This window comes from Microcoleus sp. B9-D4 (genome assembly GCF_036705105.1).
Lineage (GTDB): Bacteria > Cyanobacteriota > Cyanobacteriia > Cyanobacteriales > Microcoleaceae > Microcoleus.
On record NZ_JAUBTS010000007.1, the window covers coordinates 158,162 to 183,198 of the forward strand.

A 25,037-nucleotide genomic window follows, 5' to 3' on the forward strand; every position below is an offset into this window, starting at 1 on the left:
AAAAGTCTGCCCTCCCGCTGCGCGTTGTGCTTACAGTCCCCAACGCTCTCCTGATTTCGACTTTACTATGTCTGACCGGATGGCTTTCTTTTCAAACAGGGCGGCAGACAATGAATGACTTAGTTGCACAGCTATTGGGAGAAGCAACGAGCCGCATCTCTGACCGCCTTGACAACTACTTAAAAGAAGGGGTTGGGGTTGGGAAAGGAGAAGGGACTTATAAAAAAATGCAAACTGGTTCGGTAAACCAACTTCGCCCAAGTCAAACAGCCGGAGTCACAATCAAACCAAATGGGAAAAGAAATGGGTCAGACTCTCCAAAAACAATATTGCCTCAACAAAAAACAAATCCTGCTTTTCCCACCCCAACCTCAACATTCAACTTGCACGATTTCCACATCAGCCCTAACTGTCAAGCCTTTATCTTAGACCGTTCGGGACACTTAGTTGCTTGGAACGAGGTAACTGAACTAAAACCGTCTATTTCTGTTGACTCCCAGCAGCGAATTCGCGCCCAAGCTCTGCAACAAAAAGTAATCCAGCTTTCCACAGAGTATTTGCTTAAACATTATGGCAGCCTCGCTGCTATTAACAGCAGCCAAAATCTTAACTTTACTGCCAGCAACTCATTATACTTGCTGCAAGTCAGACCTTTTGAAAACTCGAAAGGCTTAAATTGGCTGATTGTGGCAGTTGTACCCGAAACGGACTTCACGGAAAAAGTTCAGGCCAATACTCGCAACACTATTTTGCTCGTGCTGCTGGCTTTGATTCTTTCTATCTGCCTTTTGCTGTCCATTTCCCTAAGAATAGAACAGCGGCTGCTGCGGTTAATTTCGGCAACAGAGGCGATAGCTGGCGGCGACTTCGACTCAACAGTTTCAGGTAGCGGCGTTGCCGAACTCGAAGCCCTAGCCTGTGCTTTCGAGCGCATGAATTGCCAGTTAAAAGCATCTCGCCAGCGGCTAGAAGAATATTCCGGCGATTTAAAGCGGCAAGTTGCACAGACAACGAAGGAACTAAAACAAGCTAAAATTGCCGCCGAAAGCGCCAATCGCGCTAAAAGTACCTTTCTGGCTAACATGAGCCACGAATTGAGAACGCCTCTGAATGCGATTATCGGTTTTGCTCACTTGCTTGTGAACTCTAAAAAAACTGCACCGGAACAGCAGTCGAGTTTAGATATTATCAATCGCAGTGGCGAGCATTTGTTGAAACTAATCAACGATATTTTGTCGCTGTCCAAAATTGAAGCAGGTCAAATCACCCTCGAAGAAACTGCTGTTGACTTGTACAGTTTGCTCAAGGACATAGAACGGATGTTCCAACTCAAAGCTCAGTCGTCGGGATTGCAACTTGTTTTTGAACTCCGGAAAGATGTACCGCAATACGTCCGAACTGATGAAAGCAAGCTGCGCCAAGTTTTGATTAATCTGTTGGGTAATGCTGTTAAATTTACTGAGGCGGGTAGGGTGAAGCTGACTGTAAAATGCCTTCAGCCGCTGGCAAAAAAACCGTTACCCAAATTCTTTCTCCAGTTCTCAGTGAAGGATACAGGCCCTGGTATTGCCCCTGAAGAGATTAGCCGTTTGTTCAAGCCGTTCGTCCAAACTGAAACTGGCAGGAAATCACAAACGGGAACGGGCTTGGGATTGCCCATCAGCCGCTCTTTCGTCAAGCTGATGGGTGGCGATATCAAGGTCAAAAGTTCTGTGGGGAAAGGAACGGTTTTCAGTTTTTACATTAAAGTGAGTCGTGCAACACAGAGCGAAGTCCGTGACATCCAGCCTCAAAAACAAGTGAATGGACTGGCACCCAACCAACAAAATTATCGCATTCTGGTAGCGGACGATGAGTCGGCAAATCGGTTGCTACTAACTCAGATATTGAAGTCAGCCGGCTTTCTTTTGTGGTTTGCGGATAACGGAACTGAGGCTGTTAAATTGTGGCAAAAGTACAAGCCGGATTTAATTTGGATGGATTTGAAAATGCCGCTTTTAGACGGCTTTCAAGCTGCTCGAAAAATTCGTTCTCTGCCTGACGGCTCCAATACAAAAATTATTGCTTTGAGCGCTAATGCGTTTGTTGAAACCAAGAAACTCGCTTTGTCGAATGGCTTCGATGACTTTGTTGCCAAACCGTTCCGAGAAACAGTAATTTTTGAGAAGATGGCGCTTCATTTGGGAGTTCGCTATATCTATGAAGAGGAGTCGTCTAGGAAGTCCGAACAGGATGAGCCTGTTGTGCAACTGACTTCTGAGTCGCTGTCTGTGTTGCCGAGGGAGTCGATTAAGAAGCTTTATAAAGCAGCCGCTTGTGGAGACGAGCAAGCGGTAAGGCTGTTGATTGAGCGAATTCCTCGCTCCCAGAAACAAATTGCTGGGGCTTTGACCAAGTTAGTGGAAAATATGAGTTTAGATATTATCAGCGATTTGACTCAGAATTGCATTTCGGCCGATTGTACGAGCGCAAAATCCCAAGACTGCGATCAAAGTTAACTCGGTTTTTAGATTCGTACCTCAGATATCAATATATGAAGTTCAACCTTAGTCTATCGCCAAATCCCAAGACTATTCTCAAAGTTAACTCGGTTTTGAGAATCGTACCTCAGATATCGATATATGACGTTCACCGAGTGCATTTCGGTAGATTAGGCGAACTCACCATCCCAAGATAGCGATCAAAGTTGACGGGTGTTTACAACCCTACCTCAGATATCGATATATGACGTTCGGCAGATTGTACGAGCGCCAAATCCCAAGACTGCGATCAAAATCAACTCTGCGGTGAGAGTCTGTACCTCAGATATCGATATATGACGTTCGGCAGATTGTACGATCACCAAATCCCAAGACTGCGATCAAAGTTAACTCGGTTTTTAGAGTTCGTACCTCAGATATTGATATATGACGTTCGGTAGATCGCAAAGCATTAGGACGATTTTGTTCAGAGCAGCACGATTTGACAGAGCAATGCCGAGCAGAGGTACAGCCGATAATCTGCTAAAAACTCACGCTCACTTGATTGTTTACTCCATGCTATCGGCTGTACCTGTCTGTACGTAACGACAGATGCGGGTTCGATCCGCAGTAGCAAGTCAGCGGATTTGGTCTGGGTGGAATGTGGCAGCGGGTCGAGCAGATTAGCGCTCAGTTGGAGATTCAGAGCGAGCTGGGATCGGGAACAAAGGTTATTATTGGTCATATCTGTTGGGAACATCCGTTCGTAAAAACCTACCAAAATCGGGACAAAGCTATGAATAGCTTCCTGGCTTAACGAACGCGATCTAAATATAAAATTAGAGCGACGGAGTGAAAGGTGCAACTATTATGTCTTATAGCGAATTTTCCCTAGATGATATTAAGCATAAACTCGGCTTAACAATTAGAGAAGTATCTGAAGTCTTTACGGCTGTAGAACCGATCGCACCCAGTCAGCTTTTAAAGGAAACCTTAGCCGAAAATATTCCCTTAGCCTTGGGAATTGACACGGAAAAAGCGCGATCGGAGATGATAGTCGCTCCGGTATTGATTGAACTCCGCAGGCGGTGCGATCGTCAAATCAGCCTCTTTTCCGGTACGGAATTTAATATTGATCGAGTCAAAGGACTGAATGGCATTTGTGACTTTATGATTAGTCATTCACCAGAACAATTATCTTTAAATGCTCCCGTGTTTACACTTGTCGAAGCCAAGAATGACAATATCAAATCGGGAATTGCCCAGTGCATTGCAGAAATGTTGGCAGCCCAGATTTTTAATATTCAAAAAGATAACAGCATTTCCTGTGTTTATGGTGCAGTGACAACAGGCAGTATCTGGAGGTTCATGAAACTAGAAGATAGGACGGTTTATATTGAAACAACAGAGCATTTTATTGAAAACATTCAACTAATTCTAGGTATTTTAATGCAAATTGTTCAGTTGACTCGCCCAACCCTTCCGTGCCTTTGAAGTTCCCTAGTACATTGTACGCTCGCACCGTCGCAAGACTGCGATCGAAGTTAACTCGGCGGTTAGATCCCATACCTCAGATATCGATATATGACGTTCCGTGTTTCAGTCTAGCGATCGAACTTAAATTCTTTTCAACAATCTTCCCCGTACTAAACTTGACGATAATCTACTCGTCAGACTAAATATTAACTTGCTGGATCAACGTAAGGCAGAACGGTGGTTAGCGGCGATGCCCTCTCATATATCGATATCTGATGCCGACTCTCGATATATCATACTTAAATCATCTACTTAATTCAAAACCATGCAAATTCGACTAGCAGTCATCAGCAATGCTGGCGGCACTGGCAAAACCACACTTTCAGTTCACCTCGCCTACGAACTGGGGTTAAGGGGTTTGAAAGTAGCCATTATGGATCTCGACCCCCAAGGCTCCCTGACCCTTTTTTGCGGTCTAAATCCGCCAGAGCCAGAACACACACTGTCCGCCATAATGCGAGAAAGCTTCAATGGCTCTTGGCCTCTTACTCAAGGCTGGAGTTCCCACACCAATAATATAACCGTTTGTCAAGGCGGAATGACGCTGACGCAAACAGCAGACGAGTTAGTTCTGCACAAGCGTGGCGCTTATCTTCTGGGCGATTGCCTGAGTGACTATCCAATGGATCACGACCTAATTATCTTCGACTGCCCCGCTACCCTCGGCCCCTTGCCCTTGATGGCACTAACTGCTTGCACTCATATAATAGTGCCCGTACAGCTCGAACCAAAATCAATTCAAGGAGCAGCTCACCTGCTGGAGTGGTACTACCACCATTGCAAACAATTACGCCTCAAGCCGCAACCAGAAATCTTAGGGTTTGTACCCAACCAATACGATACGAAACGAGCCGTCCACCGACAACTTTTAGAGTCCTTGCCAGCCCAGCTAGAGCAGATGAATATCCGCGTTTTTCCACCTATTCGGGACAGTGCAGAATTTGTTAATGCCAGCGGTCAAGGGTTGCCATTACACCTTTATCGCCCGCTTCACCCAGCTTTAGGCGACTTCAAAGAAATTGTTAAGCACCTAGCTACTTTAATGGGAAATGGAGTTGCTCCGGCTATTGCCAAAAAAGGAAAAAAAAAGAAATAGTGTTTGATTCACAGTCACAACTTGCGCCGGCGAAAACGAATCCTTCGTTTTTGGCTTATAGCCATGAACTGACTTCTTCCAATCCCCAATTTAAAATCTAAAATCGCTATGGCCACCCGTAAAGCTCCCGACTTGGGAAATTATTTTTCATCCGCCAAGCAGTCAATGCACCTCTCTGAAGCTGAATCCGAGATTCAGGAACTCAAAGCAGAAATTGAAGAACTGCGAAAATCGGGTTCAACGGAATTGGAATCTCAATTGACTGCACTGCGAGAACAACTAGAATCCGCCAGCGGTATCCTCTCCATTTCACTAGACCAAATTCAGCCTAATCCTGAACAACCCAGACAGACATTTTTGCCGGAAAGTATCGAGTCCATGTCCCGTTCCCTTGCTAGTGACGGACAACTGCAACCCATTATCTTGATTCAACGGGGGGATTTGGTGATATTCGATGGAGAGCGGCGCTGGCGCAGCGCTAAAAATCTGGGCTGGGAAACTTTACAAGCTGTGATCGTTCCAGAACCCGCGGCTTTGCACCGCAAAGCACTGCTGACTTCCCTGCACCGGGAAGATCTCAATCCCCTCGATAAAGCAGAAGCTATTGTGCGGGAGTTGTCTGAAAATACGGGTTTGGAAGCTGCAACTATCCCCCGCATTCTCTCGACAGTGGTGCGACGCTTGAACGCGCAAAAACGGATGAACTTGGTTTCCGAGTTGGTGACGGTGGCACCTGACGAGCAGCAACAGGGTTTGGCCGCTTTGGGTTTGGATGAACAAGAGTTGGCCGTTTTGCGGACACTGTTGGATTTGCAGCTCAATCCCGCTTCTATCGATGCCAACATTTTCCCGATGCTGTCTTTGGCTGATGACCTTAAGACTGCTATCAGGCAATTAGGACTTAAAGGGGTTCATGCAATGGCTCTTTCTAAACTCTCTGCTAAAAATTTAGTCTTGCCAGAGGAAGAAGCGCTGCCGATTAGAGTTAAAACAACTAATCAAGTTATTGCCGATAAATTGTCAGTGACCCAAACTCGTAAATTGGTGCAAGAAATTATCAGTTCCACTCTGGATGATTTCCCAGGAGCAGCCCGCCCGTTCAAGCAGGTCAAGTTGGCAACCGGGAATTTGAAAAAGCTGTCACCGCAAGTGTTGGAGCAAGCTGAGGTTGAACAACTGGTGGAGTTGCAGGAGGTTTTGCGCCAAAAGCTGGCGGAAATTGAGGCGGTTTTGAAACAAAATGGTGGGGAATAATACCAATTTCATAAATTTCTGCTACAGAGGCAGTTCTAACTCCTCCCCTCGAACGGGGGAGTTGAGGGGGTAGATATTTAGCGATATTTTATGAATTTGGTATAACAACAAAGTTTCGATGGGGCTGTCTGCTGAAATCGATCGACTGTTTCTACCCATCGTTTTTATCGATCGCCTTCGATCTGATTAGCTGCCAGACAATCTATAATAAACGAATTGCATTGTGGAGGTAGTTATCCATGAGGCAATGCAAGCTTGTGAGTCAGTTTTTGAATTTTTTGATAAGTTGTTCTGTCTGACGGTAATTTCGATCGCAAAACAGCTTTTTGTTGGTTGTAGCAAGCACCGATCGCCTTGAGGATTTTACCATTAATAGTCGGCGGGTTAAATCTTGCTTGATTCGATATATGTGGCAACCTGAAAACACATTGTCCTTATGAGAGACCGCGATCGCATCCAACAATACGCTCTCAAACTAGGTAGAGAAGGTAAACTCCTATCTTCAATATTAGTGAATATTGCTACCCGATTGCATCATGTTTTGAAAACAATTATATCTCAAAACAGTGGAATAAAACACTTACCGTATCGCGATTTAAAAATCACCCCACAATTATTAGGAACTATTGAAAAAACATTCGAGAAATACTTTATATCTGATTTTCTGGAAAAGAATGCAGAGTGGATACTGAATCAATTAGATATCTGCGAGCGAGGAGAAAACCTATCGGATATTCTGCCTGGAACGATCGCTTTTCACCCTGACGCATCCTTACCCAAATCCGAATCCCGGACAGAATCTCAGATAATTAGTGCGTGTGGATATCATGCTGCCGATGAATTACTACAACAAATAAATATACAAAATCTATCAGCAGCTCAGTTGGCAAAAATCTTAGAACTTGCACCCCTTCCAATTCCAGTAACCGAACCCCCATTATTCAAGAATAAATCTGTAGAAGCTGTTCCAACAGCAGCTCTGATGGCTTCCAGTCTCCGCGCGCAGATCCGACCTGATTTGTGGTATGAAGCTGCCAGCAGTATTGCTGTTTTTCAACATGAAGCAAAGGGTAACTCAAACAATTATATCGAGCATTACATTTCCAGCCCAGGTGACATTACCCTGCTGCCTTGGAACGAAGCCCAGCAAATCATTGATAAGTTTGGGTTTACCAGCGCAAAATTGCACATTATTTTTGCAGCTCACACCATGAAACAAGAGACTCCTTGGCACAGCAGCTTTACACTAAAAGCCAGCGATATTGTTAAGGAAATGGGATGGGATAAAAATCACAAAAAAACTCAAATAGAAAAACTGCTAGAGATTGCTAATACAGCATTTGCCCTTGATTGTTTGTTGGTCAAAGCTGTTTGGATTGAGGGAATGAACAAGAAAGGGCAAATTATAGCTAGTGCTCCTGTAGGGAGAATGTGGAATGTCTACATCAAACCCCAAGGTCAGTTAAATTTTGAAGGTAAGATAGACAACCCCCATGAAATCTACATCACAGTCCAACCCGGATTGTGGACTCAGGATTTTTTGAACCGAGCTGGAGCCAAGTCGAGAGAAGCGTTATATCAGTTTGGCTATCTTTCCCAGCAAGTGCTGAGAATCGATCCGTACCATAACGAATTTGCCTTAAGACTAGCAATTCATGTCACCATAGAAAGCCGATTTCACGCCAGTGGTGAATACCGAGTTTTAACGCTACTAAAAGCGATTTTACCATCTCCACAAATTGACTCAGCTCGCAGCGATAATCGCAAAGCCTACAAATTAAAGCAGAGCTGGGATAGTGCCTTAAAACTATTAATGAATCTGGAGTGGCAAATAGAATTTGACCCGGAAACTTATCCAGATAAACTTCAGCCTGAGAACAAAGAAAGAAACCCAAAAGGCTACCTGGAATGCTGGCTGGCGGCCAAAATTACCATCCTTCAGCCAGAACCCATCCCACTTTTAATCTCAAAGAAGACCCAACCCAAACAATTAAAGCGCGCTTCGGCAAAACCACTCTCGATAGCAGGTGCTTCCGTGCGAAAAGCCCGTGAAGGTAAGGGGTGGACTCAGAGAAAATTAGCTGGTTGGTTGGGGGTTTCACAGTCGCTGATTGCTCAGATAGAGCGTGGTCAGCGGACTGTCAGCCCGGAAATAGAGACTAAATTGCTCGCTCTATTGGATATCGCTGAGTGAAGTCGATCGCATTTGAGATTGGAGATTTTAGATCGATGGGGGTTTGAAACTTGTCGGCTGTTGAATTCAGTTTTGGGGCGCGGTACTCGTACCAAACTGACTCGTCGCCTCACTGGTCGCTGCTTCGGAAAACTTATACCATTTCTCCAAAATAATGCAACAGTAGTTTGTACCGCTCGAATCTAATTGTATTGGGTACTCGACCCGCATTGTAGCAGCATTTTAGAGAAATTGTATTACCCAAAGCTGCTCATAGATTGGGTTAGTGTTTTTTATCCTACGATCGTGACTTCAAGCAGATAAAAAACTTTGACCTTGCGCTGTGTCGATTTTAGGCACGTTAGAGAATTTTGATGTTACCCAGCAAAAGCCTTACTAATCAACAGCAAGCAAAAATTTTTTACGCCCGATCAATAAAAGATTGGTTATTCAAGTTGTTATTCAATTTGAGCGATCGCAGCGACAGAGCCTGGGGCTGGCTGCGTATCTTGCGGGTGCCATGACTTTCTTAACGCAACCTCAGTCCAGACTTTACCGGGCTGTATCTTTACTGGTTTGAGCTGGTTGTCCAGTTTTGTCCGGTATCTCGCGGATAGCTATGCAGGTGAACGCATTCAAATACTCCTATTTTCAGAATTAGCGAGATCCAGCGAGCCTAAAGGGCTAGTTGCCGTAATCAAGCTGACAGCAGCCGTGTAATCATAAAAAAAACTTAAAAAATCGAGCTTGAACCCTTACAGTATATGGGTTTAAGCTTGATTACAAAAACATCCACATCCCAGGACAATTTTATCCACATCCCAGGATAATCTTATCCACATCCCAGGATTATGATTTTTTGAAACTCTTGCTATATATAAGTTTCAGCTTTTGATTACAACTCTTATAAGTCTGACAAGACTGATCCGCCACCACATCCCGCGACGATCGACCTGGCAGGATGGAAAAAATAATCGCACGGGCTCGACGATCGATCGCCAATGCAGCGCGATGGAGCGCATCTCGCCTTCCTGCTGCAAGCACGAGCGGATACCCCGCGACCAAATCCGACCAAATCCATAACAACCCCTCTCGCACGCTTCTAGTAGCTACCACAGCCGCTAAAAGTGACACGCTCATTTTTACCGCGAACAAAAAATGGTTGCAGATACAACTACCTGGCACAAACCACCACTCACCAGATATGCCTCAATTTACGAAGCCCTGGCCGACGTACTCGAAGGCGCTACCCCCAGCGCCATCAAACTCGCCCTCTACCTGTACAGAACCTGCATCGGCGGCAAACCAGAGGAAATCGACATCTATGACATCCCCTTGGGCGAAAAACGAGCCACAAGAGTCCGCAATGGCAAGCCCTACAGCCCCAACACCAGGCGGACAGCCCTCAGACAGCTCGAAAAACTCGGTTTGGTCAAAATCCTGAAAAACTACGGACGCGGCATTTTTCGCATAGCAGTGCAGCACCTGGGCGACGTTCGCCCCTTCACTCATACCCACTCAAAATTCCAAAAACTGAGCAACTCATCAAAAAATCAACGTCAACAGTCAAAAATTGAGCAAATAGAGGGTTCAAACCCTGATGGCGCCGTACTCTTTACAGAGGATAAGAAAGGACAGCAAAGCACTGAAAATGTTGCTGCTGTTTTTTTAAGTTTTTTTGAAGAAAGAGAAAATTTAGCCAAGACAAATGTAAAACCAAAAAATGTAGAACCAAAACCTGCTACTCAAATCCAGACCAAAGACAGTCAGTCAAATAAAAATTCACAACAAAGACTAAAAATTCTAACTGAGGATAAATATTCCGCCCCAACCGCTGAATATCTGAATACTAATTCAGATAAAATTCAAGCGATCGATGATGCGACAATACCTTGCAGTTCAGAACAAACAGGTTTAACCTCTGAACCCCCGCAAAAACTACCCACAAAACTCGACAGCCTCGACCATCAAAGAATCTCTGGCGCCGAACCAACAATAACCAACAAAGCTGTCCGGTTAAATCTCGAAACATCTTCGTTCGTTAATCCTCAAGTCGCTAAAATTGTCGAAACAGTTGTAATTGCCAATTCCAAAGCAACTGAAATTGCCGAAGTGGTTGCAATTGCCAATTATGAAGCGATTGCAATTGCCAACCCTGATGTAACTGAAATTGCCGAAGCGGTTGCGATTGCTAACTCCGAAGCAACTGAAATTGTCAAAGTGGTTGCAATTGCCAATTCCGAAGCGGTTGCAATTTCCAATCCTGATGTAACTGAAATTATCGAAGCGGTTGCAATTGTCAATTCCGAAACGACTAAAATTGCCGAAGTAGTTGCGATTGCTAACTCTGAAGCGGTTGCAATTACAAACCCCGATGCGACTCAGATTGTCGAGATAGTTATGCAAGCCACAGGAGGGATGAATCCCGAATTGAGAGTTTGCGTCCTCCAGTACAACTTAGAAGAAATTCAAGCAGCCATAAACCTGCTGCAAATCAGAAGCCAAACAAAGCAAATATCTAACCCTTCAGGATGGATTGTTGACTGTTTGCGCGGTCGTTGGTGGGGAAAAACTAATGGTTTTCCAAACTCGAACCCAACAAATGTTGTTTCGTCTCCAGCTTCAGCAGGCTCTTCTCCAACTCCAAAAAATTCTCCTTCTGCACAGACAACAAGAATAACTGAGGATTATATTGACCCTCAGTATATGCCATTAACAACTCACCGAAAGTTATCCGAACAGTTCCAAGAACTAGGCGAAGAAGCTTTCGCAGCGCTAGGTATTCAGCAGCAAATTTACTTGCAGTGGATACAGCGATTTCCTCAGCAAGCAAAACAAATTGTGAACAAATTGTCTACTACTTAGCTATTTAGCTTAGCTGTGAAAACAGTTATCGTCCAACCCATTTAGACAGCTTTTCATCTTTTAGACAACTTTTCGCACAGTTGAATTAGCAACAAGATCAAAGGAGAATACCAGACATGGCAGTCAGTTTAGTTGACAAAATTATTCCGAGCAATATTGATGCAGAGGAAGCAATTTTAGGCGGAATTCTGATCGATCCAATAGCCATTAAAAGAATCGCAAATATTCTGCGTCCCGAAGCATTGGCAATTACAGTCCACCAACATATTTATCGGGCCGCTTTGGTGCTGCATTCTCTAGAACAGCCCACAGATTTGATGAACATCACCACCTTCCTCGACGACCACAACCTGCTGGAAGTAGTAGGAGGTCAAATCAAACTGGTAATGCTGGTAGACCGAACTGTTTCAGCCGTCAATATCGACCAGTATGCCTTGCTAGTCATGGACAAGTTTGTCCGGCGCGAACTCATCAAAGTTGGCAATGACATCGTGCAGCTTGGCTACGAGACTTCCACCGAATTGGATGCGATACTAAATAAAGCCGAGGAAAAGATTTTTGCCCTCAATAAGTACAGAGAAGAGCGACAAAAAGCTATTCGACCTCTCTCCGAATACTGCGGAGAGCTTTGGCGATATCTAGATGAAATTGAGGAAGAGCGCTTGGAGACTGCTAACTACTTTCCTGGAATCAGCACAGGGTTTTACGACCTCGACGACCTCTTGGGAGGGGGATTTTACCGAGGTGAATTGATTGTCATAGGAGGTCGCCCCGGCAGCGGCAAAACAGCTTTGGCTTGTGCCCTTGGCTACAACATTGCTTCCCTTTCCACGAACGGTCGAGTTTTGATGTTTTCGATGGAAATGCCAGGTCGGGACTTGGCAGCACGACTAATGGCACTTGAGAGTGGGGTGTCGGTGAAAGATATCAGGAAAGTTAACCTAGCTGGTAAGTACGAAGTCCTAGCTTCGGCTTTAGGGAAAGTTAGCGATGCTGATTTTTGGATAGACGAAAGTTTGGAACCGTCTCCCTTGGAGATTCGTTCCAGAGTTAGGGAGTTTGTTTGTGAGCGCGGCCCATTGGGTTTGGTAATTATTGATTACTTGCAATTGATGGTGAATTCGGCGGATGAAAATGTTGTCAATAAAATTAGCGAAATTACGCGGCAGATGAAGATTTTGGCTCGCGAGGTTGACGCGCCGGTTGTGCTGCTTTCTCAGCTCAATCGGGGGGTAGAGACTCGCACGAACAAGCGTCCAAGTTTATCGGATTTGCGTGGCTCTGGTGGAATTGAACAGGATGCGGATGTTGTGCTTGGAGTTTACAGGGACGATTATTACAATCCTGATTCTCCCGATCGGGGAATCGCTGAAATTATTGGATTGAAAGGGCGCAATAGCGGAACGGGAACGGTTAAGTTGCTGTTTGAGGCTGAATGCTGTCGGTTTCGGAATATCTATAAACTCCGGTAATATTGAAGGACAGGAAAATATTGAGCTCTGTCGCCTTACTTCAAAAGTCCAATCGCCTTGACAAGCTGTTCCGGCTGTACCTCCAAATAGCGCTGGAGACTCGACAAATTTTTGTGTCCCGAAATCTCCATAATCACCCGCAGCGGCACCCCCGCATTGCTCAAATTAGTCAGCGCCGTCCGCCGCATCGAATGTGTTGAAGCCCCCTTAATTCTTACCCGCTTGCAAGCTTCTTTAAAAATCACATCCGATGCGGCGCGAGTCAAAGGCTTCGTATTGTCTCGCCCCGGAAACAAAAAACCTACATCTGGATTGTAAGCCTTTAAATACTTAGCCAGCATAGGATGGAGCGGCAGCGTTCGCGTTGCTGATTTCCCCTTTGTCGTCGCTTTCCGCAACGTGACTGACCCCCCAACAATGTCGTGAGTTGTTAAAGCTAACGCCTCTGAAATGCGGCAGGCGCAGTAAAAAGTTACAGCAAACAAAAGCCTGTCCCTTGCTGTAATAAAACCCCGGTCAAACAGTCGGTCAATTTCTGCGGGCGTCAAAATCTTAGCGCGCCCATTCCCTTGAACCTTCACGGCGCAGCCCTCTTAGCGTAAATTCCTTCATTATTGGACGAAAGGGGGTTTACGTCAAGTAGGCTAACTGGCTTCTATTCTTTGATGGCTAACCAAATCCGGCTCAATCGCTTTCTGGGCAATCGGAGGCGCTTATTGCAACTCACTTCCCGCTTATTGCTATTCAACTGACTCGAATTCTCGGAAAAGTTGATAATCGGTAAGGTGGCGATCGCGTCTATGAGGTCTCTGAAAGTAACAGGTTTTTGGGCGTTCATAACACCGCGCTACCAATAAAATTATTATTCACTAATCTAATTATACTATTGTTTGATTCTACCTGCAACCTTTTTTGCGGCCAGTTAGAGCCTGAAGAACAAGTCATCAATATTCTCCAATAACCCTTCTACTTCCCGGTGTGGTTCGATTTGGAGACGTTTGTCCATCATCGCACCTCGCTGACGAAAGCAACTACACCTTTACTATACAAGTCGGCTGCAACCGGACTTGACATCAACGCGATTGGGGGGTATCTCAAAAAACTGATAGCCTAGCCCGAGTTGGGCTTTGAGAATAGTTCGTCAAATATAGATTCCAATTGATTGATTTAAGGAAATATCGCGCTGCAATTTCTTTATCAAGAAATTGGCATAAAAACCTATCAAAACAAATCTGTTGCAGTCGATGCACAGTTAAGAACTCATGTCAATCTCAAAAGGAAAGCGAGATTTGATTTCGACCCTGCCACTAAAACAGTTGAAGGATATGCCGCCTGCAATTGAATTTCCTGTAAACTTTGCCAAAATTCATCTCCCGCGCTTTAAGTGCGGCGAGATGGTGCGCTGGACGGGTGTTAGCGAAGAAGCTGACAGAGGAATGGTTATCGGCAAATTTTACAATTACGAACAGTGTCAATGCTGTTGGATGTGGTGCTACATAATTTGCCTTACTCCTGATTCCAAAAGTGCAACGTGGTGTCAGTTTGATACTGCCTGGGAGGAAGATTTGGAGAAGTTTGAGGATGATAAAAAAGCAGCAGAATCTGACCGATAGAGAACGCAATTTGATTGCAGTTTACAGTCAATGCCAATTCGGAATGACACCGAGGCAGTTTTATGCAAAGTGGGGAGTGAGTTATGAGGAAATTGCTTTTATTTGTTCTCGTTCTGATTCTACAGTGCGGGGTTGGTTTAGAAAGGGGAAAAATCGCAGATTTCCTACTGCTGTCGATTTGCGTCATTTGGCTTTAATGGATTTTCTGCTGGAACACTTTGAGGAAATTCCAGAGACATTGGTGGCTTTCCTGTGTCCGCCTTGCGAAGAGAATAGCCTGGATTAATAGTGGCGGGTATAACGGAAAGACTGTTCAGGGCAACGACTGTATACGTTGTCGCAATCATATACTGCTGACTTGTTCCAACAGTTTTGGTGGCTGCTATACATACACCAAGCTTTTTCAGCATCAAAAGATAATTTGAGCTTGTCTTAGCACAAACCTCATCAAATATCAATGTCACCGTGACCTGTCTTTGACAAGATTATTCAATTACTGTCTTGGCAAGCAATGAAACAAGAGCACAATCTGTTACTTTTACTGCTGAGGTACTAAAATGACCTACTCTGAAAAATTGCACCCGTGGTGTATCATTAGCCTGCTTCCTAATTGTCAGCGTGTTATTGTGGCACGATTTCGTAAGAGAAACGATGCAGATGATCATCTACGGGTTTTGCAGCGATTAGTGAAAACGCGCACATTTGTGATTATTTTTGACATGCAACCAAAGCCTACTGTGCCTAAAGAATAACGGCGAATGCAGCGAAGGTTTGAAATCGAATTAATCGAGATACCTGCGTTAGTTGAATAAACCGACTTTCCAGCGATTTCTCCCAGCGACAGAACCTACTGATAGCTGGGAGAATTTTTTATATATTTTACTGATTCTCTACTAACTACAACTTTTTATCATAGTATTGATTGACGCTCTAGAGCGATCGCATTTGTACGGATAGTTACAATTGCATAAGTAAATATGCTCTGATTGATAGCTGTGCAATCGTAGATGTGGCTAATAGTAATATAGCTTGCGAGCGCAATAGATATTCCTTCTCTATCAATACTTCGGAATTTTGAAGAGTTTTTTTGGGAGATGGCTCTGGCGCAAGGTTCGTAGGTGGCTAATGTTGCGCTGAGTTTTTGGATTTCTTGCCATAGCTCTACTATCAAGGCTTCTTTTGCCTCGTTCAATAGTTGCTTTAAGCCGGGTAGTTTTTCCATTCCTTTATCTAATGTCTATCTCGTCTTCTTGTCAAGGGGGTTGAGCAATTACAATCAAAGAATCAATAGAGACAAGTGCGACCGCATCTTGTCGGACAGATAATTAATGGGAATTAATTAAGAAATTTCTTGGGAAACACGCTTACCGTTAAAACTTTACAAAAAATAGATCGTTAAAAGCAAGGCCGCGATCGCGGCAATTTTTGAGAATAAGCTGCACTTGCTTGTACTGCGAATCCAGCCATGACCCAAATAGAACCAAATTCCGAACCAACTGGAGAGGATATTCCACTTTCAGCTACTCAAAAAGTGGGTGAAACCATCAACAAAACTGAGAACACTTCACAGAGTCCTGACTTACTTGATGAAGGAGAATCAGAACCTTATGAATTCAATTTTTGTACAATCAAAATCCACATTGTTATGCGACCAGACGATGGGCATCCAGAAGGGCGAATCGTAGAAATTACAGCAACGAGCCATGACGACTTACCACTATTAGTACAAGTTAGAGAAAACTCGATTGGAGCTTGGCCAAACCATTTACAAGAATTGCTCCAGCGGTTAGCCTCTAACCTACCTAACCGAAAAGTGAGCGCTCAAATTCGTTCTTCTGTTGGTCAACCCCGGAAAAAAGCCAAACCAAATCTTCAAAATCCTGCTAACCACCCCGTCAACAAAGGTGAAGCTGGAGTACAAATCCCCCTGTTTTAAAGAGGTAACAATGAGTCTAATAGAATATGAAGGCAGGCAAATCGAACTGCCCAACGAAATTACTGCAAATGATGAAAAATTGCTAGAAGTCCTACTTCCTTACTTCCCTGAATTAAGCTCCGCTACAATTGAACGAAAAACAGGTCAACCCATTAAAATCATCAAACAAGCCAAGACAAAGGGTGTAGAAGAAGATTGGAAAAAAGAACTATGCGTACTGCTCACTCCCCATTCCCCACTCCCCTCACTTGTCTCCGCACCGGAAGAACCGAATCAAGCTGTCCAACTCACTTGGGCTCTGCAATGCGACTCTATCAGCGGTTGTGTTACTCCGCTAACCTTGGCAAGTCGGGCTCAAGAACTCTCTGACGCGATCGCTCTGGGTGAGCAAGAACTACAGCGATTTAGAGACACTCTCAAAAAACTCCAACTTGCGCCAGCTATTGCTTGTCTCCAAATTCCTCTTAATTTTTAATGCCTGCAACTATTTTGTCTGTGTCGCAAGCCATTGCCGCTTTGCGACACTCCTACCCAGTAACTAAGCCACTTGAAGCGATTGAATTTCTCAGACAAACGCTCAATAGCGCTCAACTTCTCAATCTTTACCAGCACTTTTTTTCAACTGAATTTGCTACCAGTACCAGTTCTATTTACTCGGATACTCCTGATAATCATAGCCCCCGCGAATTAGAATTCTTCCGTCTTCTTGACGAAACAGAACTTATCCCGATCAGCCCCTGGCAATTAGAAATAGCACAAGAAGAACGCCTCGACCAACTCCTGATTGAGTCTTGGGGGTTGGATTGGTTGAGCTATGAAGATATTGATTCCTTAGCTCCTGAATGGCAAATCCTGCTTTCTCTAAGTTCTGAAGGACTAAATTGGCTAACTGAAAATGAGATGAAAGATTGGTATGAACAAGAATTTGAAGTTTCATTTTCTCAGATTCTACCACCAGATAGGATCAATCATCAGCAATTCCAACAGTTTTGCTCTCTGGCTGAATTTCCCGTAAAAGGGATGCCAATTGTACTGAGTTTCCTCAATTACTCAACGGGTAATATTTGGCTTGACGGCTGCGCTCAACACGAGTATCAATTTGGAGAATGGACAGTCGAAAACTTGATATTTTTATCAGAACAATGGCAAAGTGCTAAAGAATTAATAACCCAGGCTCAACAGGTCATTGACTGGCTTGCTACTGACCGCCATCGACATTTTCAGCAAATTCTTGAACTCTGGAACAAAAGCACCTTGTCAATTTGAATTACCCCTGAATCCGAATAATTACGAGTGAACCAGCAACCGCTAGTGCGGTTGTAGTTGTTGGAAATTGAGGCCTTAATTATGACTGAAACTCTAACAACAGCCGAAAGAATTGCACGTCTTAATGACCAATTACGTCAAGGAGATACCAAAATTGGTGAAATTCGGATTACTCAAGCTGTAAAAGCTCTTCTTCCCGAACAGCAACAAAAGTTACTGCAATTACTAAGAGATTTTAACACCTTTGAAGCTGGCAACAACCCCTACGGAGAACGAGATTTTCTTAGCATTCAACTTGACAGTAAAAGCTATTTTTTCAAAATTGATTATTTTGACAGGAAAGCATGGCTGGAAAATCAGGAAGTTAGTTCACAATGTCCAGAAGACCCCGACAAAACTTGGAGAGTTGCTACCCTAATGCAGTCGAACGAATATTAATTTTCAAGCATGAGCTAACCTTACCTATCGGGTTAGCTCCATAACCTCTATCGATTTCAAGTTATTATGCAACATTTGTCAGGAGAAGTCTTTCGTGAAATTCTGCAAACAGCTCCCCGACAGCTAGCAGAAATTGATGCTGAATTACTGTTCATCAAAGAACAATATCTGTTCCATTATCGAGAAGGAACAAAGGAACACTACAAACTACTCTCCTCTGTCAGTTTGAGAACTGCATTTTCTCACGAGCCGATTGATACGGATTGGATGCCCCCAGGAGTCATAAGGTGGGGAACTAACTCTCAAGGAAATTGGGTAGTAAAATTCATATCTCCTGCCCAATATAACCTCCAATTTGATGAGAGTAAACCCATTACTATTCCACTAACTGCCTTGGTATTTGTAGGACAAAACACTCAATATTGGGTATTTGCAACTGATTTTGCTACTTTCAACCCAGAGTCGAAAGCTTACCACACTCCTTTACCAAACATCCATCCAAACGGTTTAATTTGCTGGGGTAAAAATACTCCACCTGTTGCTTCAACTCAAACCATTGATATTGCTTGGCAGAGCTTCATAACCACTCCTTTCAATGCTGACTTATCAAGCCAAAAAAGCCGAAAGTTTCCCCAAGATGTCAGAGAACATCTGAAAAGTTTAGCCTTGAGAAAAAGGCGTACCTATCCTGTTAAAGATTTAGTTGAAGTGAGGTACAGTCCTTCAATTGACTCTTTAGTGCAACACCTCCTATTGATTGCTAACCCTACCTAAATCAAAACTTCTATGTAGGGACTGCACTCAATATTTATTGTTCAACACAAAGTTTAAGTTAATGCTAAAACTTTTTAACCACATTCATGCCTCTATTCCCTTGCCTCCCATTGCTACTGGGGTATTCTGCGAATACGTTACAGCCTCTAACGGCGTGTTTGTGCGTTCAGTTCGCCCCGGACTAGAGGCCATGATTCCTGTTGCAAATTCAACGCCCAATACTATCAAAGGGTTGCCACCTATAGAACCATACTTGCACCTTGAGACTCGTTTAGTACCATCAGAACTGCTACTTTCTATATTGACAAAAGCTGTATTCACCAAAGATAGCAGTGGCAATCTCACAGAGATTTTATTTCACCTATCCCTTGACAGTAGTAATCAATGGCAACTGACAATTCCAGTCCAATTGACTACACGAACGAGCTGCCAGCCTTTTGACAATTCATCCTACTCAACTGCTTTAATTGAGTGCCACTCTCACGCAGAATTGCCTGCTTTCTTTAGCAGCACAGATGATGCTGATGAGCGGGGTTTTCGCCTCTATGCAGTCTTGGGTAAAGTTAATACCTTGACTCCTGAGATTTTAGTGAGAATCGGAATTTTCGGACACTATAGCTTAATTAAAGCTAATTCTGTATTTGAAGATCCACATTTTATCACTGATGCTTACCAAAACTCCCTTAAACCTCGACTTTGAGTACGCAAATTCCACACCTCTCCTTCTCAAAGATTACTCTCACCTTCACTTATGGCTCGTTGGCTGTGGCGGCACTGGCTCTTATGTAGCTGAAAGTTTAGCACGATTAGCTTACGTTTTCAAACAAGTTGGGAAAAATGTCAATATTACCTTTGTAGATCCCGATATTGTGGAAGGGAAAAATTTGGGGAGGCAGAGATTTTGTCAATCTGAACTTGGACTGAATAAAGCCACTACTCTTGCCTTGCGTTACAATCTTACCTGGGGGCTAGAAATTAGTGCAATTCCTGACTATTTTGACCCCAAATTGGTAAAATCATACTGGAATGATTTGGTAATTATCATTGGCTGCGTTGACAATAGTGCTGCTCGCCGTTCCTTGGGCAAAACGCTAGAGAATAACCGCCACGCTGAGATTCCTAGAATCTGGTATCTTGATGCTGGCAATAACTTTGATAGCGGTCAAATTCTACTGGGCAGCCATAATAGCCTTGAAGAGCTAACTCCGCACCTGGATAAGTTCAAGAAAACAGGCATTATGGGAGCGCTTCCCTCTCCTGTTTTACAATGCCCCAATTTGATAGAATTGCGACCTGAAGAATTGGGAAATACCCATTTATCTTGTGCTGAGTTGGCTAATCTTAACGCTCAGAGTCTCACAATTAATCAAACAATTGCCTCAATCGTTACTGACTATCTATTCCGCCTCAGTTTGACAAAGGACTTGCGTAATTTTGCCACTTTCCTTAACCTTAAATCTGGTTCTATGCGCTCAGAATTTATCAGTTGTTCATCTCTCATAAAGTTTAGTTGTACTTGATACAAATCCTGGTTAGCTACACCTAACGGGATAACAACCCCGTCAAAAGCTTGATAAAATCAAGGACATAGCCCTCATACCCATCTGAAAAATCTGAGAGAGTAGAGGGGAGGGTAAAGGTTGAACAATACACCTTTACCCTCCCCTTCCCCTTCCCTTTATTTTGCTAACTTTATTAAGATTTTTTTTGGTTTAATACTGTGTTGAGTTGTAGCGTTTCGTGTAGGCATCGTCGGCAAAGGATTGAATCAGCTCAATCTGACTAGGATTGACTGTAATTTCCCAGACCTTGACTCGCTCAGGCACTGTCCAAGTTGCTTTCTTTTCATAGAGCCTCACGATACGCGGGAAACTCAGGTGCTTCAGCCCTGAGAGTAGTCAATACTAGGAGAGTTACCATTTTGAGTAATTGATGCAAGGCTTTTTTCGGAAATTTCAGAGTGTTCTGTATCTTGTATTGCAGTGAGATCGCTACTGCTGCCATTCTCTAAAATTCCTGTATTTGTTAAGTATTCTTCTAAGATGGGAATTAGAGAGCGATACCACTTTATTTGAGAACCACTCCATTTGTTTGTTGTTGAAGTAGCCAGCAAGGAAATACCATGAGCTGAGCCGGCTTGTGTCAGTATCCAAATTCGCTTGGCTTCATTACGCTCTTGATACCCCAATGAAACTAGAGCTTTGTTGACTAAATCTGGCTTGATTTTGCACTCTAAGTTATCTGTGAGTATTGCTGCTAGTTCCGTTACTGTCATCCCAACTTCTGTCAAAGGGGAAGCTGCACCAATCAGTTGTTTTGCCGTCTCTGCTACCCCTTTGAGTTCTGGGTACATAGAGGCCAGCGAGTTGAATTTAAACTGGGCGATCGCGGACGCACTCAGTCCGGTATCTTGTAGCCAAGCTACCAAGTGGTCTATCGTCTCTATGGCGGCAGCAATTTTTTCAGAAGTGGGCATCTTTGCTCGCTTAGTTTTCCATATCGTGATCTTGACAGCATGGCGATATATCTAGCGGGACTTAAACAAATTTAAAGCCTAAATAAAGCCTAAATTTGCTTTATATGCACCAAAGATGCTAGCGAAAACTAGAAAGTTTTAGGCTTCTGTTCGAGAAGATACCCCCTAACGGGAGAAGTTGAAAAAAAATTAACTTCTCAAAGGTTATGGACTCTAACACCGCTTTAATCGGTCTCTCAAATATTTGCTCTAAATCTGACAACACTCCCCCCAGTGAAGTTAAAGAAGTGGTAGCGGTAATTTTCCCTTTTCTCACTCCGCATCCTTCCGATCAACTTCCCTTTAAAGTAGGCGATATCATCAAAACTGGTAAGCATTACGGTACTGTCACTTCTCTAAATCAAACCGATCGACCTGTAAGAATTACCTGGGATGCTAGTAACAGCGAAGACAGCTTTTCTTGGAATTATACACTTGATGAAATTCGTGTCCTCAAAATCTCCCTTGTGCCTCAGTTTATTCCTCAAAAAACTACTGGAGAACTTCCAGCTTGCACAACCATCGTACTTGCTAATTCGCAACAGGTACAATTCAGTAACACAACTATTTTCCAAGTAGAATCGCTGACTGAACACCACATTTTCATCTCGACTCTCGACCAATCTTATCTCTTTCCCATTAACTTGTTTCCAGGCTTCCCGACAAGTTGTACCATAGATATTCCTGCACCTCAGCAGTTAAAAGTCGCTCGCAGTTTGTCTGTTGCTGACCTCAAAATCCGAGCTAAGACGTATTTAGCTCTCGAAATACCCGACAACTTCTTAGAATTCGCTATGCCAATTCAAAAACAGCAATTCAAAGAAAAACTGGCTCGACAATTGAGCGAAGAAAATTACGAACTTCTCGACTTTAACATAGCTTGGGAAGAAACCTGGAAGCAGCACCTAGAAAACCTAGCCAAGAAACAAGGATTATACGGATTTAAAGAGGGAGATTACATTTTAAAATGCCGAGAAGGAGTTCAACAAAGGGGGACAGTCCAACGCTTGAACGTTGAAAATCTACGTCCATTCCAAATCGAGTGGAACAGCGGAGAAATCCAAAATTACAGTTTGACCGAACTCAAAGGTTTGGGTATAGCTCGTATCGAATCTATTGTTAAATTATCCCCCAATGTGGCTTATCAGATTAGCGAAGACGGCTCCTACTTTAGAGCTTGGATTGGGTTCCGTACTAAAGCGTTAGCTAAGGCTTGGCTAATACCTGTCAAAAAGCTAGTCGGCTACCTTAGCAACTTAATTGATTGCCAAGTTCCAGATATTCAACATACAGGCTCTAAATACGAATACGCTGTAGAATCTCCCCGGCATAAAACTTTAAGTAAGCGCTTAGAAACTCTCCGAAAAGTTGCTGAATTTGATTTAGAAAAGATGCCAAGATGATGGAACAAATGGGAAATCAAATATAATTGGCTAGTTTATGACAGTGTAAATGCGATAAACAACTCTGTTACTAATCCAAAATATAAATTGCCTAATGGCATAAAATGTTGATTTTTTCTAGTCGTAAATATCAACTCAAGGAACAATCTTTGAGTTTGAGTGCTATTCAATTCACCCTTGACCCTACAATTCCAGGATCGCATGAACAAAACAGTAATGATTTCCGGTAGTCGTTCCATTAATGAATTGCCTTTAGGAGCAATCGCATCTCTCAATCGCATCATTGAACTAGGATTTGAAGTTATAGTCGGTGATGCTTCTGGTATTGATAGCTTAGTTCAGCAGTATTTGCAGTCTAAGAATTACCAGAAAGTCTTGGTTTACTATGCCTTATTTAGCGGCAATGGCAAACCTAGGAATACTTTTGGTTATCCCACCATTGGCATTCCCGGAAACTATAGCGCTCGCGACATCCAAATGTGTTCGCATTGTGATTACGGACTAGCCATCTGGGACGGACAAAGCAAAGGAACAGTAGCTAATATCAAGCGAGTTAAGAAGACCAAAGTTGTTATTGTTTAAAAACCAACAACCACTGTTCATATTATTAATCAACAAATAAATCAGCGATCGCCCTCTAGTGTACCAGAGCGCTATCGCCTTTTTTTTGTTGATTTAACCTGCTTCGTGAAACAGTCTTGCACTCAAGCTAACGCTTATTAGGGAGGCGATAGAGTTATTATCTAGCACTAATAATGATTCAAACCTTACTAGAACGACCGCAGGAATTTAAACAAATTCCCTTCACTCTCAAACCACAACAGCAGCAAACACTCGACAAATTGAGAACATTTGCAAGCAGCACTGAGTCATTCTTTTTGCTCTGCGGTTATGCAGGCACAGGAAAAAGCACACTTATTTTTCTTCTAATCAAAGAACTCTTGGCTCAAAGCAAGCGCATTGTCCTCACTGCACCTACTAACAAAGCCGTCGGTATTCTCAGAAAAATGGCAGCCTCTCAAGGTATTTTCGGAGTAGACTTTCTGACAATACACCAACTTTTAGGCTTAGGCATAGTTCGCAAAGAACAAGAGAAAGTCTTAGAACAGACAAGCTGTTGTTACCTCCACCTCTACGATATCATTTTTCTTGACGAATGTTCGATGGTTGGAACTCAATTATGGTCTTGGATTGAGCGTAGATTTGAACGTACCCTGTTCAACCACCGCAAATTAATTCTCATGGGCGACCCAGCTCAGCTTAACCCCGTCGGAGAAAAACGCTCGCCTGTCTTCAGCATTACCAATAAAACTATGCTAACCGAAGTTGTCAGGCAAGCTGGAGAAAGTCCCGTCCTCGACTTCATCACCGAATGCCGTTCTTGTGTCAAGAATAAAACCGATATGTTCTTGCCACATTCTACCTACACTCAAGGGAACAAATCTAACGGTGCATTCAAAGTTAAGCCAGAAACACTCCTGCAATACGCCCTCAAAACCATCAAGCGCGAATTCACTTCCAACCCTGACTGCTTTCGGATTCTGTGCTGGACAAACAAGCAAGTCAACTATTACAATCAGGCCCTCCGAGAACAAGTTTACGGTCAAACAGCCCCCAGATTCATACCGGGAGAAAGGCTGATTACTAAGAAACCAATCATGGCCCCTGATGGTAAGACCGTTATTTTGCCCACTTCAACTGAATTTACCATTAAAGAAGTTGAAACGAGCCAACACTACGGCTATCGAGTATGGCTTTTAAAGATTGTGACCGATGACGGTTTATTTCGGCAAATCTTTGTGCTGCATGAATCCGAAAATAAACGCTACCAGGCTGAACTTAAGGAAAAACTCAAGAGTGCCAAGCGCAGCGGATTTTTATGGCGCAAGTATTATTGGTTTAAGGACGACATATTTGCCGAAATTGACAATTGCTTTGCCCTGACTATTCACAATTCTCAAGGCAGCACTTTTGATGAAGTGGGTTTGGACATTAATGACATTTTGACTCGGCTATTGGTGGGAAAAGAAATGAGCAGCAAACAGAAACTTAAAGAATACCACCGCCTCTTGTATGTCGGAACGAGTCGCTGCCGCCAACGGATACTATTTGTTCCTCCAATTTCATCCCGAGTTCAACTTGCATTAGGATACTTAACTAAATCTGGTTCAAGTAACTTTTGATGATAGGCAGTAGAAAGTAGGGAGAAAATAGCAATAAATCGGTTTGTGAAAAAG

Annotated in this window: 25 protein-coding genes; 19 read left to right on the forward strand and 6 right to left on the reverse strand. The window is 43.4% G+C overall.

Annotated features, from left to right (window positions below; genetic code table 11):
• The first annotated feature begins 110 nt into the window (after window positions 1–110).
• From QUB24_RS06755 to QUB24_RS06770, 4 genes are all read left to right on the forward strand, one after another.
• Window positions 111–2,498 (forward strand): ATP-binding protein, encoded by a 2,388-nt coding sequence (locus tag QUB24_RS06755; RefSeq protein ID WP_333151791.1) that lies wholly within the window; start codon window positions 111–113, stop codon window positions 2,496–2,498.
• Window positions 2,499–3,329: 831 nt separating this feature from the next.
• Window positions 3,330–3,953: a hypothetical protein gene (locus tag QUB24_RS06760; RefSeq protein WP_333151794.1), complete on the forward strand. Its 624-nt coding sequence runs from the start codon at window positions 3,330–3,332 to the stop codon at window positions 3,951–3,953.
• A 307-nt stretch (window positions 3,954–4,260) separates the two neighbouring features.
• Window positions 4,261–5,091, forward strand: a complete 831-nt coding sequence (locus QUB24_RS06765; protein ID WP_333151796.1) for a ParA family protein — start codon at window positions 4,261–4,263, stop codon at window positions 5,089–5,091.
• A gap of 108 nt (window positions 5,092–5,199) precedes the next feature.
• Window positions 5,200–6,345, forward strand: a complete 1,146-nt coding sequence (locus tag QUB24_RS06770; RefSeq protein WP_333151798.1) for a ParB/RepB/Spo0J family partition protein — start codon at window positions 5,200–5,202, stop codon at window positions 6,343–6,345.
• Between the two features lie 233 nt (window positions 6,346–6,578).
• Here the strand turns inward: QUB24_RS06770 and QUB24_RS06775 are convergent, their stop codons facing one another.
• Window positions 6,579–6,761 (reverse strand): hypothetical protein, encoded by a 183-nt coding sequence (locus QUB24_RS06775; protein ID WP_333151800.1) that lies wholly within the window; start codon window positions 6,759–6,761, stop codon window positions 6,579–6,581.
• A gap of 20 nt (window positions 6,762–6,781) precedes the next feature.
• On the opposite strand from QUB24_RS06775, the gene QUB24_RS06780 reads away from it, so the two are divergent.
• The gene (locus tag QUB24_RS06780) at window positions 6,782–8,539 is read left to right on the forward strand and encodes a helix-turn-helix transcriptional regulator (protein ID WP_333033765.1); all 1,758 of its coding nucleotides are present in this window, start codon (window positions 6,782–6,784) and stop codon (window positions 8,537–8,539) included.
• 828 nt (window positions 8,540–9,367) lie between these two features.
• Here the strand turns inward: QUB24_RS06780 and QUB24_RS06785 are convergent.
• The gene (locus QUB24_RS06785; RefSeq protein ID WP_333033766.1) at window positions 9,368–9,658 is read right to left on the reverse strand and encodes a hypothetical protein; all 291 of its coding nucleotides are present in this window, start codon (window positions 9,656–9,658) and stop codon (window positions 9,368–9,370) included.
• An 18-nt stretch (window positions 9,659–9,676) separates the two neighbouring features.
• Between QUB24_RS06785 and QUB24_RS06790 the strand changes: the two genes are divergently transcribed.
• Window positions 9,677–11,383, forward strand: a complete 1,707-nt coding sequence (locus QUB24_RS06790) for a hypothetical protein (RefSeq protein ID WP_333033767.1) — start codon at window positions 9,677–9,679, stop codon at window positions 11,381–11,383.
• 116 nt (window positions 11,384–11,499) lie between these two features.
• On the forward strand, window positions 11,500–12,855 hold the full coding sequence (gene dnaB / locus QUB24_RS06795; RefSeq protein WP_333151803.1) for a replicative DNA helicase: 1,356 nt from the start codon (window positions 11,500–11,502) through the stop codon (window positions 12,853–12,855).
• 35 nt (window positions 12,856–12,890) lie between these two features.
• Here the strand turns inward: dnaB and QUB24_RS06800 are convergent, their stop codons facing one another.
• On the reverse strand, window positions 12,891–13,436 hold the full coding sequence (locus QUB24_RS06800; RefSeq protein WP_333085761.1) for a site-specific integrase: 546 nt from the start codon (window positions 13,434–13,436) through the stop codon (window positions 12,891–12,893).
• Between the two features lie 74 nt (window positions 13,437–13,510).
• On the reverse strand, window positions 13,511–13,693 hold the full coding sequence (locus QUB24_RS06805; RefSeq protein ID WP_333151806.1) for a hypothetical protein: 183 nt from the start codon (window positions 13,691–13,693) through the stop codon (window positions 13,511–13,513).
• A 424-nt stretch (window positions 13,694–14,117) separates the two neighbouring features.
• On the opposite strand from QUB24_RS06805, the gene QUB24_RS06810 reads away from it, so the two are divergent.
• On the forward strand, window positions 14,118–14,468 hold the full coding sequence (locus QUB24_RS06810) for a hypothetical protein (protein ID WP_333151808.1): 351 nt from the start codon (window positions 14,118–14,120) through the stop codon (window positions 14,466–14,468).
• Between the two features lie 43 nt (window positions 14,469–14,511).
• Complete coding sequence (locus QUB24_RS06815; protein ID WP_333151810.1) at window positions 14,512–14,754, forward strand: helix-turn-helix domain-containing protein; 243 nt, start codon at window positions 14,512–14,514, stop codon at window positions 14,752–14,754.
• Between the two features lie 624 nt (window positions 14,755–15,378).
• Here QUB24_RS06815 and QUB24_RS06820 read toward each other — a convergent pair.
• Window positions 15,379–15,690: a hypothetical protein gene (locus QUB24_RS06820; protein ID WP_332946638.1), complete on the reverse strand. Its 312-nt coding sequence runs from the start codon at window positions 15,688–15,690 to the stop codon at window positions 15,379–15,381.
• A 243-nt stretch (window positions 15,691–15,933) separates the two neighbouring features.
• On the opposite strand from QUB24_RS06820, the gene QUB24_RS06825 reads away from it, so the two are divergent.
• The 7 genes from QUB24_RS06825 to QUB24_RS06855 all read left to right on the forward strand — a co-directional run bounded on the left by QUB24_RS06825 (window position 15,934) and on the right by QUB24_RS06855 (window position 20,402).
• Window positions 15,934–16,404: a hypothetical protein gene (locus QUB24_RS06825; RefSeq protein WP_172186659.1), complete on the forward strand. Its 471-nt coding sequence runs from the start codon at window positions 15,934–15,936 to the stop codon at window positions 16,402–16,404.
• Between the two features lie 10 nt (window positions 16,405–16,414).
• A complete protein-coding gene (locus QUB24_RS06830) occupies window positions 16,415–16,879 on the forward strand; it encodes a hypothetical protein (protein ID WP_172186658.1) in 465 nt (154 codons plus the stop codon).
• On the forward strand, window positions 16,879–17,670 hold the full coding sequence (locus tag QUB24_RS06835; protein WP_332946641.1) for a hypothetical protein: 792 nt from the start codon (window positions 16,879–16,881) through the stop codon (window positions 17,668–17,670). Before QUB24_RS06830 ends, QUB24_RS06835 begins: the two co-directional genes overlap by 1 nt.
• 81 nt (window positions 17,671–17,751) lie before the next feature.
• Complete coding sequence (locus QUB24_RS06840) at window positions 17,752–18,108, forward strand: DUF3768 domain-containing protein (RefSeq protein ID WP_332946642.1); 357 nt, start codon at window positions 17,752–17,754, stop codon at window positions 18,106–18,108.
• Window positions 18,109–18,174: 66 nt separating this feature from the next.
• Entirely contained in the window at window positions 18,175–18,882 is a 708-nt protein-coding gene (locus QUB24_RS06845; protein WP_216670293.1) for a prokaryotic E2 ligase family D protein, read from the forward strand.
• A 61-nt stretch (window positions 18,883–18,943) separates the two neighbouring features.
• Window positions 18,944–19,582, forward strand: coding sequence for a hypothetical protein (locus tag QUB24_RS06850; RefSeq protein WP_333151815.1), 639 nt, complete (start codon window positions 18,944–18,946; stop codon window positions 19,580–19,582).
• On the forward strand, window positions 19,548–20,402 hold the full coding sequence (locus QUB24_RS06855; RefSeq protein WP_333151816.1) for a PRTRC system ThiF family protein: 855 nt from the start codon (window positions 19,548–19,550) through the stop codon (window positions 20,400–20,402). The genes QUB24_RS06850 and QUB24_RS06855 overlap by 35 nt, the downstream gene beginning before the upstream one ends.
• Window positions 20,403–20,764: 362 nt before the next feature.
• Here the strand turns inward: QUB24_RS06855 and QUB24_RS06860 are convergent, their stop codons facing one another.
• Window positions 20,765–21,358 carry a hypothetical protein gene (locus tag QUB24_RS06860; protein ID WP_333121257.1) on the reverse strand — a complete coding sequence of 198 codons (594 nt, stop codon included), beginning with the start codon at window positions 21,356–21,358 and terminating at the stop codon, window positions 20,765–20,767.
• 206 nt (window positions 21,359–21,564) lie between these two features.
• Between QUB24_RS06860 and QUB24_RS06865 the strand changes: the two genes are divergently transcribed.
• The 3 genes from QUB24_RS06865 (at window position 21,565) to QUB24_RS06875 (ending at window position 24,983) form a co-directional block, all read left to right on the forward strand.
• Window positions 21,565–22,800 carry a hypothetical protein gene (locus QUB24_RS06865; RefSeq protein WP_333151819.1) on the forward strand — a complete coding sequence of 412 codons (1,236 nt, stop codon included), beginning with the start codon at window positions 21,565–21,567 and terminating at the stop codon, window positions 22,798–22,800.
• A 201-nt stretch (window positions 22,801–23,001) separates the two neighbouring features.
• Complete coding sequence (locus tag QUB24_RS06870; RefSeq protein ID WP_172186651.1) at window positions 23,002–23,382, forward strand: hypothetical protein; 381 nt, start codon at window positions 23,002–23,004, stop codon at window positions 23,380–23,382.
• A gap of 173 nt (window positions 23,383–23,555) precedes the next feature.
• The gene (locus QUB24_RS06875) at window positions 23,556–24,983 is read left to right on the forward strand and encodes an AAA family ATPase (protein WP_333151822.1); all 1,428 of its coding nucleotides are present in this window, start codon (window positions 23,556–23,558) and stop codon (window positions 24,981–24,983) included.
• Window positions 24,984–25,037 lie beyond the last annotated feature (54 nt).

Coding starts and splice junctions, on each gene's coding strand:
- QUB24_RS06780 (WP_333033765.1), top strand. CDS start 6,782: ATGAGAGACCGCGATCGCATCCAACAATACGCTCTCAAACTAGGTAGA.
- QUB24_RS06850 (WP_333151815.1), top strand. CDS start 18,944: ATGCTAAAACTTTTTAACCACATTCATGCCTCTATTCCCTTGCCTCCC.
- QUB24_RS06865 (WP_333151819.1), top strand. CDS start 21,565: ATGGACTCTAACACCGCTTTAATCGGTCTCTCAAATATTTGCTCTAAA.
- QUB24_RS06845 (WP_216670293.1), top strand. CDS start 18,175: ATGCAACATTTGTCAGGAGAAGTCTTTCGTGAAATTCTGCAAACAGCT.
- QUB24_RS06840 (WP_332946642.1), top strand. CDS start 17,752: ATGACTGAAACTCTAACAACAGCCGAAAGAATTGCACGTCTTAATGAC.
- QUB24_RS06820 (WP_332946638.1), bottom strand. CDS start 15,690: ATGGAAAAACTACCCGGCTTAAAGCAACTATTGAACGAGGCAAAAGAA.
- QUB24_RS06755 (WP_333151791.1), top strand. CDS start 111: ATGAATGACTTAGTTGCACAGCTATTGGGAGAAGCAACGAGCCGCATC.
- QUB24_RS06825 (WP_172186659.1), top strand. CDS start 15,934: ATGACCCAAATAGAACCAAATTCCGAACCAACTGGAGAGGATATTCCA.
- QUB24_RS06855 (WP_333151816.1), top strand. CDS start 19,548: ATGCTTACCAAAACTCCCTTAAACCTCGACTTTGAGTACGCAAATTCC.
- QUB24_RS06785 (WP_333033766.1), bottom strand. CDS start 9,658: ATGAGCGTGTCACTTTTAGCGGCTGTGGTAGCTACTAGAAGCGTGCGA.
- QUB24_RS06805 (WP_333151806.1), bottom strand. CDS start 13,693: ATGAACGCCCAAAAACCTGTTACTTTCAGAGACCTCATAGACGCGATC.
- QUB24_RS06835 (WP_332946641.1), top strand. CDS start 16,879: ATGCCTGCAACTATTTTGTCTGTGTCGCAAGCCATTGCCGCTTTGCGA.
- QUB24_RS06765 (WP_333151796.1), top strand. CDS start 4,261: ATGCAAATTCGACTAGCAGTCATCAGCAATGCTGGCGGCACTGGCAAA.
- QUB24_RS06875 (WP_333151822.1), top strand. CDS start 23,556: ATGATTCAAACCTTACTAGAACGACCGCAGGAATTTAAACAAATTCCC.
- QUB24_RS06815 (WP_333151810.1), top strand. CDS start 14,512: ATGACACCGAGGCAGTTTTATGCAAAGTGGGGAGTGAGTTATGAGGAA.
- QUB24_RS06770 (WP_333151798.1), top strand. CDS start 5,200: ATGGCCACCCGTAAAGCTCCCGACTTGGGAAATTATTTTTCATCCGCC.
- QUB24_RS06860 (WP_333121257.1), bottom strand. CDS start 21,358: ATGCCCACTTCTGAAAAAATTGCTGCCGCCATAGAGACGATAGACCAC.
- QUB24_RS06760 (WP_333151794.1), top strand. CDS start 3,330: ATGTCTTATAGCGAATTTTCCCTAGATGATATTAAGCATAAACTCGGC.
- QUB24_RS06870 (WP_172186651.1), top strand. CDS start 23,002: ATGAACAAAACAGTAATGATTTCCGGTAGTCGTTCCATTAATGAATTG.
- dnaB (WP_333151803.1), top strand. CDS start 11,500: ATGGCAGTCAGTTTAGTTGACAAAATTATTCCGAGCAATATTGATGCA.
- QUB24_RS06830 (WP_172186658.1), top strand. CDS start 16,415: ATGAGTCTAATAGAATATGAAGGCAGGCAAATCGAACTGCCCAACGAA.
- QUB24_RS06810 (WP_333151808.1), top strand. CDS start 14,118: ATGTCAATCTCAAAAGGAAAGCGAGATTTGATTTCGACCCTGCCACTA.
- QUB24_RS06790 (WP_333033767.1), top strand. CDS start 9,677: ATGGTTGCAGATACAACTACCTGGCACAAACCACCACTCACCAGATAT.